The 16539-nt window shown below is 63.9% G+C and carries 19 protein-coding genes; 11 read left to right on the plus strand and 8 right to left on the minus strand.

From position 1 onward, the window contains the following. Window positions 1-4: 4 nt before the first annotated feature. Both ACODSR_RS03840 and ACODSR_RS03845 read right to left on the minus strand, forming a co-directional pair. Window positions 5-1075 (minus strand): substrate-binding domain-containing protein, encoded by a 1071-nt coding sequence (locus tag ACODSR_RS03840; RefSeq protein ID WP_489074165.1) that lies wholly within the window; start codon window positions 1073-1075, stop codon window positions 5-7. Window positions 1076-1211: 136 nt separating this feature from the next. After that, window positions 1212-2456 carry a sensor histidine kinase gene (locus ACODSR_RS03845; RefSeq protein ID WP_489073862.1) on the minus strand — a complete coding sequence of 415 codons (1245 nt, stop codon included), beginning with the start codon at window positions 2454-2456 and terminating at the stop codon, window positions 1212-1214. Between the two features lie 98 nt (window positions 2457-2554). Between ACODSR_RS03845 and ACODSR_RS03850 the strand changes: the two genes are divergently transcribed. The 4 genes from ACODSR_RS03850 (at window position 2555) to ACODSR_RS03865 (ending at window position 5302) form a co-directional block, all read left to right on the plus strand. Beyond that, window positions 2555-2995: a hypothetical protein gene (locus ACODSR_RS03850; protein WP_489073864.1), complete on the plus strand. Its 441-nt coding sequence runs from the start codon at window positions 2555-2557 to the stop codon at window positions 2993-2995. A 173-nt stretch (window positions 2996-3168) separates the two neighbouring features. Next, window positions 3169-3456, plus strand: coding sequence for an HPr-rel-A system PqqD family peptide chaperone (locus tag ACODSR_RS03855; protein WP_489073866.1), 288 nt, complete (start codon window positions 3169-3171; stop codon window positions 3454-3456). Beyond that, complete coding sequence (locus tag ACODSR_RS03860; RefSeq protein ID WP_489073868.1) at window positions 3453-4316, plus strand: HprK-related kinase A; 864 nt, start codon at window positions 3453-3455, stop codon at window positions 4314-4316. Before ACODSR_RS03855 ends, ACODSR_RS03860 begins: the two co-directional genes overlap by 4 nt. Next, entirely contained in the window at window positions 4313-5302 is a 990-nt protein-coding gene (locus ACODSR_RS03865) for a nucleotidyltransferase domain-containing protein (protein WP_489073870.1), read from the plus strand. Before ACODSR_RS03860 ends, ACODSR_RS03865 begins: the two co-directional genes overlap by 4 nt. A 66-nt stretch (window positions 5303-5368) precedes the next feature. Here the strand turns inward: ACODSR_RS03865 and ACODSR_RS03870 are convergent, their stop codons facing one another. Next, window positions 5369-6436, minus strand: coding sequence for a type I restriction endonuclease (locus tag ACODSR_RS03870; protein ID WP_489073872.1), 1068 nt, complete (start codon window positions 6434-6436; stop codon window positions 5369-5371). Window positions 6437-6525: 89 nt separating this feature from the next. Further along, a complete protein-coding gene (locus tag ACODSR_RS03875) occupies window positions 6526-7887 on the minus strand; it encodes an amidohydrolase (RefSeq protein ID WP_489073874.1) in 1362 nt (453 codons plus the stop codon). Window positions 7888-8147: 260 nt separating this feature from the next. On the opposite strand from ACODSR_RS03875, the gene ACODSR_RS03880 reads away from it, so the two are divergent. Genes ACODSR_RS03880 through ACODSR_RS03890 form a run of 3 tightly spaced genes read left to right on the plus strand, consistent with a single transcriptional unit; the run spans window position 8148 to window position 8837 of the window. Next, window positions 8148-8408 carry a hypothetical protein gene (locus ACODSR_RS03880; protein WP_489073876.1) on the plus strand — a complete coding sequence of 87 codons (261 nt, stop codon included), beginning with the start codon at window positions 8148-8150 and terminating at the stop codon, window positions 8406-8408. A gap of 12 nt (window positions 8409-8420) precedes the next feature. Next, window positions 8421-8549: a hypothetical protein gene (locus ACODSR_RS03885; RefSeq protein WP_006955453.1), complete on the plus strand. Its 129-nt coding sequence runs from the start codon at window positions 8421-8423 to the stop codon at window positions 8547-8549. Window positions 8550-8552: 3 nt separating this feature from the next. Continuing rightward, window positions 8553-8837: a hypothetical protein gene (locus tag ACODSR_RS03890; protein ID WP_489073878.1), complete on the plus strand. Its 285-nt coding sequence runs from the start codon at window positions 8553-8555 to the stop codon at window positions 8835-8837. Between the two features lie 20 nt (window positions 8838-8857). Here the strand turns inward: ACODSR_RS03890 and ACODSR_RS03895 are convergent, their stop codons facing one another. Both ACODSR_RS03895 and ACODSR_RS03900 read right to left on the minus strand, forming a co-directional pair. Continuing rightward, complete coding sequence (locus ACODSR_RS03895; protein WP_489073880.1) at window positions 8858-9649, minus strand: 3-hydroxybutyrate dehydrogenase; 792 nt, start codon at window positions 9647-9649, stop codon at window positions 8858-8860. Then, complete coding sequence (locus ACODSR_RS03900; protein WP_489073882.1) at window positions 9646-10821, minus strand: DUF3734 domain-containing protein; 1176 nt, start codon at window positions 10819-10821, stop codon at window positions 9646-9648. The genes ACODSR_RS03895 and ACODSR_RS03900 overlap by 4 nt, the downstream gene beginning before the upstream one ends. A 146-nt stretch (window positions 10822-10967) precedes the next feature. Between ACODSR_RS03900 and ypfJ the strand changes: the two genes are divergently transcribed. Next, on the plus strand, window positions 10968-11846 hold the full coding sequence (gene ypfJ / locus ACODSR_RS03905) for a KPN_02809 family neutral zinc metallopeptidase (protein WP_489073884.1): 879 nt from the start codon (window positions 10968-10970) through the stop codon (window positions 11844-11846). 3 nt (window positions 11847-11849) lie between these two features. Here ypfJ and ACODSR_RS03910 read toward each other — a convergent pair whose 3' ends face one another. Beyond that, the gene (locus tag ACODSR_RS03910; protein WP_489073886.1) at window positions 11850-12185 is read right to left on the minus strand and encodes a hypothetical protein; all 336 of its coding nucleotides are present in this window, start codon (window positions 12183-12185) and stop codon (window positions 11850-11852) included. Between the two features lie 71 nt (window positions 12186-12256). Continuing rightward, complete coding sequence (locus tag ACODSR_RS03915) at window positions 12257-12463, minus strand: hypothetical protein (protein WP_217673357.1); 207 nt, start codon at window positions 12461-12463, stop codon at window positions 12257-12259. 97 nt (window positions 12464-12560) lie between these two features. Between ACODSR_RS03915 and ACODSR_RS03920 the strand changes: the two genes are divergently transcribed. From ACODSR_RS03920 to ACODSR_RS03930, 3 genes are read left to right on the plus strand one after another with little or no spacing between them, the layout of a single operon-like run. Continuing rightward, window positions 12561-15251: a bifunctional [glutamine synthetase] adenylyltransferase/[glutamine synthetase]-adenylyl-L-tyrosine phosphorylase gene (locus ACODSR_RS03920; RefSeq protein ID WP_489073888.1), complete on the plus strand. Its 2691-nt coding sequence runs from the start codon at window positions 12561-12563 to the stop codon at window positions 15249-15251. Beyond that, window positions 15251-15712 (plus strand): thioredoxin-dependent thiol peroxidase, encoded by a 462-nt coding sequence (gene bcp, locus ACODSR_RS03925; RefSeq protein WP_489073890.1) that lies wholly within the window; start codon window positions 15251-15253, stop codon window positions 15710-15712. The genes ACODSR_RS03920 and bcp overlap by 1 nt, the downstream gene beginning before the upstream one ends. Then, window positions 15709-16509, plus strand: a complete 801-nt coding sequence (locus tag ACODSR_RS03930; protein ID WP_489073892.1) for a ferritin-like domain-containing protein — start codon at window positions 15709-15711, stop codon at window positions 16507-16509. The genes bcp and ACODSR_RS03930 overlap by 4 nt, the downstream gene beginning before the upstream one ends. The last annotated feature ends 30 nt before the right edge of the window (window positions 16510-16539 follow it).

Raw genomic sequence — 16539 nt, forward strand, 5'->3', positions numbered from 1 at the left:
GCCCTTACTTCAGCTTGGAGCCGTCAAGCACGGTCAGCGCCTTGACCGTTTCGGCATTCGCCTTGCGCACATCGTCGGGCGCCGCGACCATGCCACGCTTGGTCAGCGCGCCGTCGGGGTTCCAGTTGGCGGCAAAGGCGTTGAGGAAACCCTGAAGCCCCGGAATAGCCGCGATATGCGCCTTCTTCACATAGATGTAGAGCGGACGTGCGCCCGGATATTGGCCGGTCGACACAGTTTCATAGCTGGCTTCCACCCCGTTAAGCGGAATGTCTTTCAGGCTGTCGCGATTTTCTTCCAGAAAGCTGTAGCCGAACACGCCGACCGCATTGGGGTTTGCGCCCAGCTTCTGCACGATCAGATTGTCATTTTCGCCCGAATCGACATATTTGCCGTCCTCGCGAACGCGGGTGCAGGTCGCCTTATATTCGTCCTCGTTCTTGTCCTTCAATTCCTTCATCGCCGGATCGGACTGGCAGCCCTTTTCCAGGATCAGCTCAGCCAGCGAATCGCGCGTGCCGCTGGTCGAAGGCGGGCCGAATACCGAAATCGCGATGGCGGGCAGGGTGGGGTCGACATCCTTCCACGTCTCCGCCTTGTTCGGACCCTTGCCATAGGGGTTGGCGGCCAGCGCTTCATAGACGATCTTGGGGGTCAACTTGTAGCCGGGGCCGTTCTTGGCTTCGGCAAAGGCCAGGCCGTCGACGCCGACCTGCACTTCGATGATGTCCTTGACGCCATTGGTCGCGCACATATCGAATTCGGACTTCTTCATCCGGCGCGATGCGTTGGCGATGTCGGGATGCTGCGCGCCCACGCCCGCGCAAAACAGCTTCATGCCACCACCGGTGCCGGTCGATTCGATGATCGGCGATTTCATGCCGGCATTGCCCTGCACGAACAGTTCGGCAACCGCCGTGGCGAAGGGATAGACGGTGGACGAACCGACCGCGCGGATCTGGTCGCGGGTCTGGCCAGCACCGCCGCTGCCACTCTGATCGCCACAGGCGGAAAGGGAAACAACGCTCAATGCCGTCGCGGCGAACAAGGTGAATCTATTCACGGGAACCTCCATCATGCAAGGCCGCGATTCGCTGTTCGCTGCCCCCCTTTGACCGGCGCTATAGGGCCGCTCCATCGCGGCATTGTGACATTCAGGTTGCAGTTTGATGACATGGCAAAAGGCGATGATGACAGGACCGCCATTTTGGTCAAACCTGCCCGCCATCCGCCTCATGCATCAGCGGCAGCAAGACGGTCACGGTCGTCCCTTTGCCCAGCACGCTCGCCACGTCCAGCCGTCCGCGATGCCGCTCTACAATATGTTTGACGATCGCCAGCCCCAGCCCGGTGCCGCCCATCGCCCGGCTGCGCCCCGAATCGACGCGATAGAATCGTTCGGTCAGGCGCGGCAGATGGTCCGGGCCAATCCCTTCGCCTTCGTCGGCCACGGACAGGCGGCACATGCGGCTGCCACCCTCGCTCAGTGTCACCCGGATCGGCGTGCCGGGGCGGCCATATTTCACCGAATTGCCGATCAGATTGTGCAGCAGTTGCGACAGCTGTGCCCGGTCGCCCTGCACCGCCTGCCGTCCCGGCGCGACCTCCATCTCCACCTCACGGCCCCGTTCGCCATGGCTGGAGCGGAACACATTGACCGCTTCGGCCACCAGTTCGCCCAGATCGACCGATGCGTCAGGCGCACGATATTTCTCCGCCTCGATCCGCGAAAGGGAGATGAGATCATCGACCAGCCGCTGCATCCGTCGCGCCTCGCCATCCATGATTTTCAGGAAGCGCTGCCGCGTTTCGTCATCCTTGCCGAGTTCCGGGTCGGCCAGCGTCTCTATAAAGCCCAATATCCCGGCCAGCGGCGTGCGTAATTCGTGGCTGGCATTGGCGACGAAATCGACCCGCATCCGCTCGGCGGCATGGGTGCCGCTATGGTCGACCAGATGCACCAGGCGGCGCATGTCGGCCACTGCACCCACCGGCGCGACCCGCATCTGCCAGCGTTGTTCGCGCGTTCCCAGCCCCACCAGCTCGATCATGAACGGTTCGGCCAGTGGCGCGAGGCTCGCCAGTCGTTCGGCGGCGGCAGGGTGGCGGATGGCGATGCGCGCGTCGTCCCCCTCAATATGCGCGCCCAGCAGGCGCTGCGCCGCCCGGTTCGCCCGCGCGATCCGCCCGCGCTCCACCAGCATCAGCGGATCGGAAATCCCCTCCAGCAGGCTGGCGAAATCGGGATGGTCGATCAGGTCCGGCTCGTCCATCGCCACGTCCGGCACGTCGGGCGGTGGCGTCCCGGCATCCGCCGTGATGGCCAGGACGATCACCCCGGCCAACACCGGCAGCGCGATGGCAAGGGGAGATGCGCCCATCATCAAGGCAGCGCCCGTGCTTAGCAAGAGGACGGCGAAGGACGCGATGATCTGGGAAAGACTGAGTCGATTCATGGTTACCGCACTGGATTTGTCGCGTATTTGCTGCGATGTCAGGCCCAATAGCGTGCAATCATGACGCTTTGGCAAGCCCGATAGCGGATCAGGATCAGATGAGCGAGCCGATGACCGGACAGGATGATGACCAGCAGCCCGAATTGGCTGCGCAGGCCGATACGCCCGATCTGGCCGTGCCGTCGCGTCGCCAGCTGCTGATGGGCGGCGCAGCGGCGGCCTCCGCGATCGTGTCGATCCGCCCGGCGCTGGCCAATACCGCTGCCTCGGTCCTCAACTGCACGATTCCCGTGCCCGACGCCAGCCGGGCAGGCAATCTGATCGCCCCCAATGGGCAGCTCGTTCCCGCCGGGACGCCGGGTGCCTTCCCCGGCACTGGCCGCCCTTTCACCGGCGAACAGGTCAAGCAGGCTTTGCGCGGCCGCCCGCTGCCCGGCACCAGCTATCAGCAGAATCAGGCCTATCTCAACTATATCCGCCGCCTCCAGTCCGGCACCAGCGGCTTCACCTGCTACGCCTCGCTCCAGATGCCGCGTTAGGTCATCCTCCCCTGTAAGGGGAGGTGGCAACGCGAAGCGTTGACGGAGGGGTGTCACCCTCTCGATAGCGTGACACCCCTCCGTCTGGCCTGCGGCCATCCACCTCCCCTTACAGGGGAGGATCAGTTATCGCGCATAGCAGGTCGCATGGGATTCGAGGAGCTTAGCAGAGAGTGACAGCAACGAAACTCTATCGGCGGGACGGGGCGGACGCGGTGACCGCTCGCGCGCTCGACGATATCGTTCTGCTCTATCATCCCCGGTCGGGCCAGACCCATATGGTGATCAGCCCCGTGCCCGAAATTCTCGATGAACTGGCCGACGGCACCCCCGCCAGTGTCGCGCAAATCCATGACCGGCTGGCGCGCGGCTTCGACCTTGGCCCGGCAGAGGACGCCATGATCGAAATCGCCGCCCATCTCGACGCGCTGGTGGCGCTCGGTCTGGTGCGCCCGGCATGAGGCATCAACTGACCCTGCGCATCGGTCCTGCGACCTTCCGCATCGGCTCCGCCTGGCCCGCGCCGATCGCGCAGCTGGCTCACTTATACGCTGCCTATCCGCAACCGACCGATGCCATTGCCGATTTCACTGTCCGGCTCCAGCCGACGAGCCTGGCGCGCCGCTTCATCCGCCCGTCCATCTTCATCACCGGCGACCATGGCCTGGCCGACGCCGCACCGATGAGCCTGTCCCACGGCCTGCTGGCGGCGGAAATGGGGATGAACCTGCAAATGGCGCTGGGCTGGCGGCGGCATTTGCTGCTCCACGCCTCCAGCGTCGAGAAGGATGGTCGCGTGCTGGTGATGACCGGCGAGTCCGGCTCCGGCAAATCGACCCTTGCCGCCCTGCTCGGCGAACGCGGCTGGCGTTTCATGGGTGATGAATTCGCCTTGCTGGACCTCGGCAGCGGCGCGATCCTGCCCTTTCCCCGCCTCGTCAGCCTCAAGAATCGCGCCATCGACGTGGTGGCGGGCGAAGTGGGCGAGGGCCGCATGGGACCGCTGCTCGCCGCCACCGCCAAGGGCGATATTCGCCACATGGTCCCCCGCGCCGACGCGGTCGCGCGCATGGGGCAGGGGGCGATGCCCGCGCTGCTGCTCTTCCCCCGCTTCGGCCACGCCACCGATATGCGTGCCGTGGGTCAGGCGGAAATCTTCATGCGCCTCACGCAAGCCTCGACCAATTATGTCGCGTTGGGCGAACCCGCCTTCACCGCACTGACTCGCTTCGTCCGCGATGTTCCCGCCCGCGCGATCGACTTCCCGACCGGTGAGGAGGCCATCGCCATGGTCGAACGGCTGTGGGTGGAAATGGCATGAGCGCCGCCTTGCTCGTGCGCGCGCTGCGCGATCCCGCGTCCGTCGCCGGGCTGGACTCATCCGGCTGGAACGGCCTGATCGCCGCCGCCCGCGCCGAACGGCTGATCGGCACGCTGGCCTTTCGCCTCGATGGCATCACCGTGCCACCAGCGGTCATGCCGATCCTGTCCGACGCGCGGCTCGACGCTGCCCGCGAAGCGCGTCAGGCTTTATGGGAAGCCGACCGCGCGGCACAGGCGCTTGGGGCTTTGGGCGTCCGCGTCGTGCTGCTCAAAGGGACCGCCTATGCCGCCGCCGGGCTGAAGGCCGGGCAGGGCCGTTTCATTGGCGATCTCGATATCCTCGTCCCCCGCGAAGCCATGGCGGCGGTCGAACAGGCGCTGATCGCGGCTGGCTGGGAATGGGTGAAGGATGATCCCTATGACGACGCCTATTATCGGCAGTGGATGCACGAACTGCCGCCGATGATCCACGCGACGCGCGACCGGATGATCGACGTGCATCACACGATCCTGCCGCTGACCGCGCGCCAGACGCCGGATGCCGCCGCGATGATCGCCGACGCCGTGCCGCTGGCCGATGGCCTGTTCGTCCTGTCACCCGAAGATCGCGTCGTCCACGCTGTCGCTCATATGCTGGCCGATGGCGATTTGCAGGGCGGGCTGCGCAACCTGTGGGACATCCACCATCTGCTGGCCGACACTGACCCGAACATATTGACGAACCGCGCCGCCCGGCACGGCCTGACCCCCCATGTCCGGCAGGCCAAACGCCTCGCCGCCGCGCTCTACGGTCTTGGCGCGCGCCTGACCCTGTGGGACCGGCTGATCCGCGCCCGCCTGCTGGCCCGTGACGGCTGGGGCCGCGAAACCCGCAAGGCGCTGGTGTTCGCCTTCTTCCTGCGCTCTCACTGGCTGCGGATGCCCCCGCTGATGCTGGCCCGCCACTTGTGGACCAAATGGCGCAAGGGGCATCTGCCGGGGTAAGGGGGCTACCCAACCGCCGTTCGCCCTGAGCCTGTCGAAGGGTCGTCCTTCTTGCTCATGGGCAACTTAAGTGGTTTCTTCCACGCCCTCCAATTGCTTCAATTGCGCCAATATCTGCCCCGACAATTTGTAAATATCAGTCAGGTCTGAAATCAGATGCTTGGTCTCAGCCTTGCCATCAAATGTGCTGACATATTTTGCGGTGATCCCATTGAAATGGAGTCGAGCCACCGGCTTACGATTATTGTCGTCGAGCAGGATGGCGCAATATGATTTGGCGTCACGCATTACAATTCGACGTGGATCAGTAATTTGAGCGGCGATTGCCTGCACAATTCTGAAACCAGACACCTCTTCCTCTGTGGTAATGACTTCACCGGCATCGAGTGGAGACGCTTCCGGCTCAGGCTCCGGCAAGGTGGATGCATTGAGAGCGGAGGTAAGTCGATCATTGACGTGGTCGCGAATGATGGAAGCAAAGGCGCTACCAATAAGCCGCTGAAAGCTGTCCTTGATTTGGGCTGTCACGCGACCCGGTTGAACGCGGCTGGCGATTAAGCGGGTGAGTTCCTCGGATGGCGAAGCCATTTCGCTTTCGAGTTCCTTGCGGACGAGCGATTCAAGTTTCAGATTGCCTGCTTCACGGACAATGTTGTCGATGTTGAAGCCGGTTCGCGTAAAATGTTCGAGGATTTTAATGTCGGACTTGCGGATGGAGTCCAGATTTAGGGTAAAGAACGGCTTTCCGTCCATCCGGTTGGCTTGATCCACATCCGAATAAAACTGATAGATGACGCCGTTTGTCAGGATTGCCAACCGAGCATCTGTGACGCTAAAATATCGGAAAAGCTGTGCTGCATGATTGACATTCAATTCAGCAGTGGAAGGCTTGCATTCGACAAGGATAGACAGAATGTTATCTATACAAATCGCGTAATCGACTTTCTCACCCTTCTTGGTTCCAACATCTGCGCTATATTCCGGGATAACCTCGGATGGGTTGAATACGTCGTAACCCAGCATCTGAAGGAAGGGCATAACAAGAGCTGTTTTTGCAGCCTCTTCGGTCAGCAAAACTTCGCGATGCTTTTGTGTCCTCGTCGCTAGTTCAGTAAGCCGTGCTGCCAAATCCATGCCAAATCCCCCCTGCTAAACTGACTATTTGAACATGCCGTGATTTGGCCGGTTGTGCCAACAGGAAAAGATCGACGTCGGACCTTCTCCTATTCCTTCTTCAATATATCCAGCGCCAGCACCGTCATCGCCTCGCTGGCCGTCGCGATCAGCTTGTCGGCTTGCGGCGCCCAGAAGGGGCTGTGGAGGGAGGGGAGGGATGCCTGTCCTGCCTGCGCCGCTGCCATCTTGTCGGCAGGCACGCCGCCGACCCAGAAGATGAAGCTGTTGATCGCCTTGTCCGCGCGATAGAAGCGGCCGAAATCCTCGCCGCCCATCACGGCGGGGGTCTTGACCACCTGGCCTTGCGGAAAATGGCCCCGCAGCACGCCCGCCATCTGTTCGGCAAATTCGGGCGGATTATAGGTTGAGGGCGTAAACTCGTCCTTCACCGTCACCACCGGCATCCGGTCGTCAGGCACGCCCGCCGCAATCGCCTCGCCGCGCGAAATCCGCTTGATCCCCTCGATCAGCCTGGCCCGTGTCTCGTCCGAATAGCTGCGGATCGTCAGCAGCAATTTCGCTTCGTCGGGGATGATATTATGCTTTGCCCCGCCCTGAAAACTGCCGACCGTCACCACCGCCGGGTCGGACGGCTCCTGCTCGCGGCTCACCAGAGTCTGGAGCGCGCCCACGATCCGCGATCCCAGCACGATCGGGTCCTTGGTCGTCTGCGGATAGGCGCCGTGGCCGCCAACGCCCCGCACCAAAATATCGACGCTGTCGACATTGGCCAGCGCATAGCCCGGCGTATAGCCGATCTTTCCCGCCTCCAGATTGGCCGCGTCGTGAAAGGCGATGGCATGGGTCGGCTTGGGGAAGCGGGTATAGAGGCCATCCTCCAGCATCAGCCGCGCGCCGCGTCCGACCTCTTCGGCGGGCTGGAGGATCATCACCAGCGTGCCTTTCCAATCGTCCTTGGCCGCCGCCAGCAGCTTGGCCGTCTCGATGAAGGCGGTCATATGCGTGTCATGGCCGCAGGCGTGCATGACGCCGGTCTCGACGCCTTCGGGCGTCTTGGTTCGCACTTTCGATGCGAAGGGCAGGCCGGTCTGTTCCACCACCGGCAGCCCGTCCATGTCGGCGCGGATCAGCAGCACCGGGCCGGACCCGTTCTTCATCACCGCAACGACGCCGGTGCCGCCGACTTTTTCGGTTACGTCGAACTTCATCGCTTTCAGGCGCTTGGCGAGCTTGGTGGCGGTGTTCACCTCCTGCTCCGACAATTCGGGATTGGCGTGAAGATCGCGATACAGCGTCATCAGCCCGTCCATATCCTTGGCGATGGTCGCCCCAATCGCGCTCTGCGGCACTACGGCCGGGACGGGGGGCGGGGCCGCAGGCTCGGTCTGGGCGATGGCGATGGACGACAGGCTGGCGGCGGCCAATATGGCCGTGAGCGCATGGCGCATGATGAAAGTCTCCCTTGGCTGCCAATAGCATAAGGGGATTTTACGGCTGTTAAAGGGGGCTGTGGGCCAGGCGTTGAAAAAGCCGCTGCCCTTGTAAAGTGATGCCATCCATAGTATTTCATAAGTGAAAGGAACGATCCGCTGCACTGCGCGGCCCCATGATCGTCCGCCCCCTTGCGACATGACTGACCCGCGCGCGTCCGACGAAGCGCATCCTGTCGCCCTGCTATCCCGTTTCCTCGCGCAAAGGAGCCTGCTCCATGGCCCAGACATCCGCCTTCTGCCTTGCCCAGCAGTCGATCCATCACGCCCGTTCATTGTCCGAAACCCTGCCCAACGCGCGCCGCGTCGCTGTTGCCGCCGCCAACGCCTGGGGCCGCGAAGCCAAGCTTGCCGCCAGCGCCGAACGCCGCCGCGCCACGCGCACGGTGGAAACGGAGGATGAAGCAATCGCCGCCGAGTTTCGTGCCGAAGAGGACGCGGAAGCGGCTCTGAACGCTGCATCCACCCCCGCGAACTGAAAGACCAAGACCATGGCCAAAAGTCAGAAGAAATCGAGCAAGGAGATTCGTAAGCCCAAGGCGGAAAAGCCGCCCAAGGCAAACGCATCCAACCCATCGACCAAGCCCGGCCCGGTCGGCATCGTGACGCTGAAAAGCTGAACGATGACGACCGACACCCCCGTTCAGCCCGCGCCTGCGCCTGCCTCCGGCCGCACATCGCCCGGCCGACGCTTCACCCCGCATAATGCGGTGCGCCTGTCGCCTGCCGAAGCCGAACGGCAGGGTCGCGTCACCCGCATCGCGATCGAGAAACTGGGCGCGCCTGCCGCGATCCTGTTTCTCAACAGCCAGCATGACGGACTGCCCGATCGTCCCCTGCCGCTGGCCACCGCGAGCGAGGACGGCCTGCAATCGGTCCTGCGCCTGCTGGAGCCGACCCCGGCCTAAATATCAGGAAGGGCGGCGCGTCACTGCGCCGTCCATCCTCCGTCGATGCTCATATTCGCGCCGGTGATGTTGGCGGCGGCGTCGCTGCACAGGAACATCGCCATCGCCGCGACCTGTTCGACCGTCACGAACTGCTTGGTCGGCTGGCCCGCCAGCAGCACGTCGTTCATCACCTGCTCGCGGGTCAGCCCACGCGCCTTCATCGTGTCGGGGATCTGGTTTTCCACCAGGGGGGTCCAGACATAGCCGGGCGATATGCAGTTGGCGGTGATGCCGAAGGTCGCGACTTCCAGCGCCACCGTCTTGGTGAAACCGGCCAGGCCATGCTTGGCGGTCACATAGGCGCTTTTGAACGGAGAGGCGGTTAGCGAATGGGCGCTGGCGGTCTGGATGATCCGGCCCCATTTCTTGCCCTTCATATAGGGCACGGCCAGCCGCGTCGTGTGGAATGCGCTCGTGAGGTTCAGCGCGATGATCAGGTTCCATTTGTCGACCGGAAAATCCTCGACCGGGGCGACATGCTGCATCCCGGCATTGTTGATCAATATATCGACCCCGCCAAAGGCCGCAGCGGCCTCTGCCATCATCGCCTCGATCTGGTCCTGCTTGGTCAGGTCATGGCCGCTATAGAGCGCCTTCGCGCCGCTCAGCGCCTCCAGCCCCAGCCGTTCCTGCTCGATCGCATCCTTGTCGCCAAAGCCGTTGATGACGACATTCGCGCCTTCGCCCGCCAGCGCCTTGGCATAGGCCAGGCCAATGCCGGAGGTCGAACCGGTGATCAGGGCGGTCTTGCCCGCAAAAGCCTTGCTCATGCCTTTTTCTCCTTGAGATGATCGGGCGCGTCCAGGTCGAAGGTCGCGCTCTTGCCGTCCAATATGTTGCGCGCGATCAGGTCGCCCTTGTGCATCACTTCTTCCACTGCGTCGCGGCCCTGGCTCCAATGGTCCAGCATCGTGGCGCGGGAAAATTCAAAATCCTTCGCGCCGCTTTCCCAGTTGCGGCTGCGATAGATCAGGTGAACGATGTTGATCGAACCGCCGTCGAGAATGTCGCGCAGTTTCTGCGCCTCTGGCTCGTTGCGCAATTCGGGCGGCAGCTTGTCAAGCAGCGCGCAGATCGCCCCATGTTCGCGGCGCAGGCGCAGATACTGGTCGGTCACCTGCCGGGTGCGGCTGCTATACTGAATATCCTTCGCGCGCGAATAAACGTCGGTCATCTGGCGCGGCATCGGCCCTTCGGCGGGAAACAGGTCGACCTGAAACACCAGCATGTCTTCGGTCTGGTGGTCCAATACATGGGCCAGCGGTGTGTTGGACACAATGCCGCCATCCCAATACCAGCGCCCGTCAATCTCGATCGGGGGCAGACCCGGTGGCAGCGCGCCCGATGCCATGATGTGGCGCGCGTCGATCCGGGTGTTGCCGCCAGGCCCGCGCGTGTCCCAATAGGCGAAATTGCCCGTCTCCACATCGACCGCGCCGACCGACAGCCGCACCGGCCCGTCATTCAGCAGCTCCCAGTCGATACAGGCGTCCAGCGTGTCTTTCAGCGGCGCACTGTCGTAAAAGCTGATCGCGCCGGATGATCCTTCGGGCATCATCGTCGCAGGCCAAAGGCGCGGACGGAACATGCCAGGCACGCCGAAGGTCGCGACCGTGCCAGCGGCGGCCAGATGCGCAATCTCGCGAATATGGTCAATGTCGGGCAGCAGCACATTGGGCATCCCGCCCGACACGGTGTACCAGAATTTCTTGAGGCGGCTGATCCGCCGGTGCGGCGGGTTGCCTGCGATGATGGCGGCGTTGACTGCGCCGATCGAAATGCCCGCAACCCAGCTGACATCCACTCCCAGTTCGTCCAGCCGCTCATAGACGCCCGACTGAAAGGAACCGAGCGCGCCGCCCCCCTGAAGCAGCAGCGCGACTTCGCGTGGCAGGGGCAAAGGCGTGCGGGCGCGGCGGAGGGGCTTGGGCTGATTATCCATGATGCAGCGCAATATAGGCTTTGCCCGTCGCAATCCAACGCTAAGTCGCCCAATAAAATTTGGCGTGATCGCAACCCTCTGGCCATCCCGGCGGTTTGCAGCATCCGGCAAATCGCGTAGGCAGAGGCCTAAACAGGGAGGGCGTCATGCGTCTCGACGACGAACAGGAAAGCAGCCATTTCGAGGTGCAGGACGGCCGGGGTGGCGGCGGCGGTGGCGGCCTGGGCGGCGGCATTGGTATGCTGCTGCCGCTGATTGGCAGCAAATTTGGCTGCGGCGGCATTGCCGTGGCATTGATCATCATGGTGGTGATGGGCATCAATCCGCTCAGCCTGGTCGGCGGGGGTGGCGGCGGCCAGCCGGTTCAGACGCAGCGCCCTGCGACGACCGAACTGACCGACATTCAGCGCACGTCGCTCAAAGTGCTGGGATCGACCGAGCGCCGCTGGGACGAGATATTCAAGGCGTCGGGTGAGCAATATCCGCCGCCAACGCTGGTATTCTACAGCCAGAACGGCCAGTCGGGCTGCGGCGCGGCGCAGGCGGCGATGGGTCCCTTTTACTGCCCCGCCGACCAGCGCATCTATATCGACACGGATTTCTTCAACGAAATGGAAAGCCGCTTCAACGCGCCGGGCGATTTCCCGATCGGCTATATCATCGCCCATGAGGTGGGCCATCATATCCAGACGATCACGGGGCAAGCAGACCGGATTCGCAAGGCGCAGCAGAGCGCGTCGGAAGCGCAGGGCAATGCGTTGCAGGTGCAGATGGAATTGCAGGCGGACTGCTATGCCGGGGTCTGGGCGGCGCGCGACACCAATTTGATGGAGGCTGGCGACCTGGAAGAAGGCATGCGCGCGGCCGAGGCGATTGGCGACGATACGCTGCAAAAAGCGGCGGGACGTCGGCCAGTGCCTGAAAGCTTCACCCATGGCAGCAGCGCGCAGCGCATGGCCTGGCTGCGCAAGGGGCTGTCGACCGGCGATCCCGCCCAGTGCGACACGTTCAAGGGATCGGTCTGACGCTTATTCCGCGTTGGGCGATCCGGGCGGCGCTGCGTCCGGCGTAATCATCTGATCGGTTTCGACCATCGGCGCTGCCGTCGTTTGAGGCAGGCCAGCGCCGGGGGCCAGCATCGGCTGGCCCGCTTGCGGCATCGGCTGACCGAAACCGGGCGCGCTTGCGTCTGCCGACGGTGGGGCGACGGGAGGTGCCACAGGAACGGGGACCGGCGGCGGGGCATCCGCGAAATTGCCCTGTACAGGCGCGGATTCCGGCGGCTTGGGCATAATGTTCTGCACCGCCAGCACGATTAGCGGCGCGACGACTAGTGTACAGATAGCAAAATTGCGATATATCATGGCTTTGACTTCTTGCTGGCCGACGGCTTTGCCAACAATAGTCGGAATGGGTAAACAAAAAGCTGCGCTGATCAGCCCTTTACTTGTCCGAATTTATCCAGGCGGGCCAGCAGCGCGGTCATGTCGTCGGGCAGTGCGTCACGCGGGGGCGCATAAGTGGAACGCAGCGCATTGCCCACGCCCTCATAGGGCAGGGGGAGCGCGACGGTCACGATCCGCCCATCGTCGCCTTGGCGACCCGGTGCCGATCGGCCGGAAGATTTGCGCTGCATTTCCATGTCAGTAAGAACGGACGGCGCGCACAAAAGTTTCTGGCGTTCGTCGCAAGCCCAAGCGATAGCGCGCCACAGCACGCCCGCCGCAAGGGGAGAGACGATGGTGACGGACTGGCCCGAAACGCAGGCACGGATACGCGGCCATTCGCCCTTCCTGACACGCGCGCTGGATCGCTATCCGCAGGTCGCGGATGCGCTGGCGACCGGCAATATGGACGCGGCGCTGGCCGTCGCGCAGGCGCTGGGCAGGCCGGAGGATGGCGTTGCCCGGTCGCTGCGGCGACGGCGCACGGGGATCGCGCTGGTGACGGCGGCGGCTGACCTGTCGGGGGCCTGGGGGCTGGATCGGGTGACGCGCACCCTGTCCGATTTTGCCGATACCGCGGTGGAGGAGGCGCTAGCCGCCGCCATGGCCGAACGCTATCCCGATGCCGAACATAAGGGCTTTGTCGTGCTGGCGCTGGGCAAGCATGGCAGCCGCGAACTCAACTATTCGTCGGATATCGACCCGATCCTGCTCTATGATCCGGCCACCCTGCCGCATGGGCCGCGCGAAGATCCGGCTGATGCCGCCGTCCGAATCGGGCGGCGGATGAGCGAATTGCTGATGGCTCCGGATGGCGATGGCTATGTGTTCCGCGTCGATCTGCGCCTGCGCCCTTCGCCCGAAGCCACGCCGATCGCGCTGCCGGTGGAGGCGGCGATCGGCTATTATGAATCGACTGCGCTGGGGTGGGAGCAGGCCGCTTTCATTCGTTCCCGCGCGGCGGCAGGCGACATCGCGCTGGGCGAGTATTTTCTGCGCCAGATTCGTCCCTTCGTCTGGCGACGGCATCTGGATTTCAGCGCGATCGACGCGATCGTCGATATCAGCCGACGGATTCGCGACCATTATGCGCAGGGCCAGGCGTTCGGGCCGGGTTATGATCTGAAACGCGGGCGCGGCGGCATTCGCGAGGTCGAATTTTTCGCACAGGTGCATCAGCTGATCCATGGCGGGCGCGATCCGGCGCTGCGATCGGGCAATACAAGGCAGGCGCTGGTCGCGCTGGCACAGGCAGGCGTGATCGAGCCTGACGTCGCGGCGCAGCTGGACGATGCCTATGTCCTGTTCCGCACGATCGAACATCGGCTTCAGATGGTCGAGGATTTGCAGACCCATGAACTGCCCAAATCAACGGCAGCCATGGACAATGTCGCGCGGCTGCACGGTCTGGCCGATGGCGACGCGCTGCTCGACCTGTTGCGGCCCCAGGTCGAATGGGTCGGGCGCAATTATGACCGGCTCAGCCCGGAAAAGGACGATGCCTCGCTGTCGCAGGATGAGGCGCTGCTGGCGGCGCAACTGGCCGAGATGGGCTTTGCCGATCCGCAAACCGCGCTGGCGCGGATCGCCCACTGGCGTGGCGGCAAGGTGCGCGCGCTGCGCAGCGGTCCTTCGCGCGAGGCGCTGGAAAGCCTGCTCCCCGGCCTGATGCGCGCGCTGGCGACCGCGCCCGATCCGTCGCGCGCGCTCAACCGACTCGATGACATGATTGGGCGGCTGCCCAGCGCGATCAACTTCTTCAAGCTGCTCGCCGCGCGCCCTGCGCTGGTCGCGCTGCTGGCGGAGATATTGAGCCATGCGCCGACGCTGGCCGATGCGCTGGCGCGGCGGGCGGAGCTGATCGACGGGCTGATCGACGCCACCGCCTTCGACCCGCCGCCACCGGTGGACGTGCTGGCGGCGCAACTGGCTGCACTGGAGCCGGGCGAGGATTATCAGGCGCTGCTCGACCGGGTGCGCCAGCGGGTGGGCGACCGCCGCTTCGCGCTGGGCGCGCAGATCATCCGGGGCGGCGATCCGCTGGAGGCCGGGCGTGGCTATGGCCGGGTGGCGGAGGCGGCGATCGAGGCGCTGGCCGCAGGAACAGTGGCAGAGTTTGAGGCAGCGCATGGCAAGGTGCCGGGCGGAGAGATTGTCATATTGGCACTGGGGCGGCTGGGCGGCGGAGTGCTGACCCATGCGTCGGATCTGGACGTCATCTTCCTGTTCACCGGCGATTTCCGCGCCGAATCCGATGGGCCCAAGCCGCTGGGCGCGACCCAATATTTCAACCGACTGGCGCAGCGCATCGTCAACGCGCTGTCGGTGCATACCGCATCCGGCCCGCTCTATGAGGTCGATACGCGGCTCCGCCCGTCCGGCGCGCAGGGCTTGCTGGCGGTCAGTCTCGACAGTTTCGCCAAATATCAGCGCGAAGAGGCCTGGGCCTGGGAGCATCTGGCGCTGACACGGGCGCGACCGATATTCGGATCGCCCCAAGCGCGCACGGCGCTGGCCGCCATTCTGGCTGAAACGCTGGAAAAATACCGCAATATCAATGACCTGTCGCGGGAGGCGGTCAAGATGCGCGGCGACATTGCCACCCACAAGCCCCCCGCCAGCGACATGGACGTCAAGCTGGTGCCGGGCGGTCTGGTCGACCTCGAATTTCTGATCCACATCACCCAATTCCGCTACGGCATGGCCTTTGATCCCGACCTTGGCAAGGCGCTGGCCATGCTGGTCGAGGCCGGTCATCTGCCCGCTGACCTGATCGCCGCCCATGACCTCATCACACGCTATTTGATTGTGTCCAGGTTAGTGTCGCCTTCGTCCACCGAGCCGCCCGAAGCGACCCGCCCGCTGGTCGCACGGGCTTGCGGGGCTGACCATTGGGACAGCCTGCTTGAAAGCTATGCCAAGGCGCGGCAAAGCATAGGCCAAGCCTGGGTCGCGCTGGCCGCGCCCTATCAGGAGGACAATTGATGCTGGTACAAGGCGACAGCGCGCCCGACGTCGCGCTCAAGGATGGTGATGGCGCGGACTTCACCCTGGCCCGCTATCGCGGCAAGCCGGTGGTGGTCTATTTCTATCCCAAGGCGGATACGCCCGGCTGCACCAATGAGGCCAAGGATTTTACCGAACTGGCCAGCGACTTTGCCGCGATCGGCGTGCCGGTCGTCGGCGTGTCGAAGGACAAGCCCGCCAAGCTCAAGAAATTTGCCGACAAATATGGCCTCACCGTCATATTGGCGTCGGACGAACCGGGCGACGCCTGCGAAGCGTTTGGCACCTGGGTGGAAAAGTCGCTTTATGGCCGCAAATATATGGGGATCGAGCGGGCGACCTTCCTGATCGGCGCGGACGGCATCATCGCGCGTGTCTGGCCCAAGGTGAAGGTCAAGGGCCATGCCGCCGAGGTGTTGGAGGCGGCGAGGGCGCTTTGATCCTGTCCGATAGCATCGGCGCGGCGTGCCGCGATGTCCTGCTGACTGCCGACCCTCATGCCAAGGTGATGGCCGCGCGCGCGGTGGCGCGGGCGTGGCGGCTGGGCCGGCTGGCGCATCGTTTCGACGTGGCGATGCCCGACCAGCCAGCGCGCCCGGACGCGCCGATATTGCTGCATCCGGGCCAAATGCCCCGGCGCGGCAAGATGGGGTCGGAACGGTCGCGCATCGCGATGCTCCACGCGCTCGCCCATATCGAATTTGTCGCGATCGACCTGGCGTTCGACCTGGTCGGCCGCTTCGGGGATCAGTTCCCCGCGGCCTTCACCGACCAATGGATGCAGGTCGGCGCGGAAGAAGCAATGCACTTCGCCCTGCTCGACCGGCGGTTGCGCCAGTGCGGCAGCCATTATGGCGCGCTCCCCGCGCATGACGGGCTGTGGCAGGCGGCGGAGGAAACCGCGCATGACGTCCTCGCCCGGCTGGCGATCGTGCCGATGGTGCTGGAGGCCCGCGCCCTCGACATCACCCCGGCGACGGTCGAACGGTTCGAGGGGGCAGGGGATTTTGCGTCCGCCAAATTTTTGCGCCGCATCATGGCGGATGAGATTCGCCATGTCGCCGCCGGGACGACATGGTTCCTCATGGCGACGAACCGATTGGGCCTATCCGCCCCAAATCATTATCAAATGCTTGTGAAAAGGCATTTTCGTGGTTCGGTTAAGCCTCCGTTCAACGACTCAGCGCGTCGACAGGCCGGTTTAACGCGGGAATTCTACGCCGCGCTTGCAACATGACCGGCGATTTGCAGTCTGCGTAACTGCGGG

The organism is Sphingobium sp. FG125 (genome assembly GCF_057809795.1).

Excerpts from the sequence above, each read along its gene's own strand:
- ACODSR_RS03865 (WP_489073870.1), top strand. The coding sequence starts at position 4,313 with ATGAGCGCCGCCTTGCTCGTGCGCGCGCTGCGCGATCCCGCGTCCGTC.
- ACODSR_RS03840 (WP_489074165.1), bottom strand. The coding sequence starts at position 1,075 with ATGGAGGTTCCCGTGAATAGATTCACCTTGTTCGCCGCGACGGCATTG.
- ypfJ (WP_489073884.1), top strand. The coding sequence starts at position 10,968 with ATGCGTCTCGACGACGAACAGGAAAGCAGCCATTTCGAGGTGCAGGAC.
- ACODSR_RS03870 (WP_489073872.1), bottom strand. The coding sequence starts at position 6,436 with ATGGATTTGGCAGCACGGCTTACTGAACTAGCGACGAGGACACAAAAG.
- ACODSR_RS03915 (WP_217673357.1), bottom strand. The coding sequence starts at position 12,463 with ATGGAAATGCAGCGCAAATCTTCCGGCCGATCGGCACCGGGTCGCCAA.
- ACODSR_RS03910 (WP_489073886.1), bottom strand. The coding sequence starts at position 12,185 with ATGATATATCGCAATTTTGCTATCTGTACACTAGTCGTCGCGCCGCTA.
- ACODSR_RS03895 (WP_489073880.1), bottom strand. The coding sequence starts at position 9,649 with ATGAGCAAGGCTTTTGCGGGCAAGACCGCCCTGATCACCGGTTCGACC.
- ACODSR_RS03900 (WP_489073882.1), bottom strand. The coding sequence starts at position 10,821 with ATGGATAATCAGCCCAAGCCCCTCCGCCGCGCCCGCACGCCTTTGCCC.
- ACODSR_RS03885 (WP_006955453.1), top strand. The coding sequence starts at position 8,421 with ATGGCCAAAAGTCAGAAGAAATCGAGCAAGGAGATTCGTAAGCCCAAG.
- ACODSR_RS03860 (WP_489073868.1), top strand. The coding sequence starts at position 3,453 with ATGAGGCATCAACTGACCCTGCGCATCGGTCCTGCGACCTTCCGCATC.
- ACODSR_RS03845 (WP_489073862.1), bottom strand. The coding sequence starts at position 2,456 with ATGAATCGACTCAGTCTTTCCCAGATCATCGCGTCCTTCGCCGTCCTC.
- ACODSR_RS03920 (WP_489073888.1), top strand. The coding sequence starts at position 12,561 with ATGGTGACGGACTGGCCCGAAACGCAGGCACGGATACGCGGCCATTCG.
- ACODSR_RS03890 (WP_489073878.1), top strand. The coding sequence starts at position 8,553 with ATGACGACCGACACCCCCGTTCAGCCCGCGCCTGCGCCTGCCTCCGGC.
- ACODSR_RS03850 (WP_489073864.1), top strand. The coding sequence starts at position 2,555 with ATGAGCGAGCCGATGACCGGACAGGATGATGACCAGCAGCCCGAATTG.
- bcp (WP_489073890.1), top strand. The coding sequence starts at position 15,251 with ATGCTGGTACAAGGCGACAGCGCGCCCGACGTCGCGCTCAAGGATGGT.
- ACODSR_RS03875 (WP_489073874.1), bottom strand. The coding sequence starts at position 7,887 with ATGCGCCATGCGCTCACGGCCATATTGGCCGCCGCCAGCCTGTCGTCC.
- ACODSR_RS03880 (WP_489073876.1), top strand. The coding sequence starts at position 8,148 with ATGGCCCAGACATCCGCCTTCTGCCTTGCCCAGCAGTCGATCCATCAC.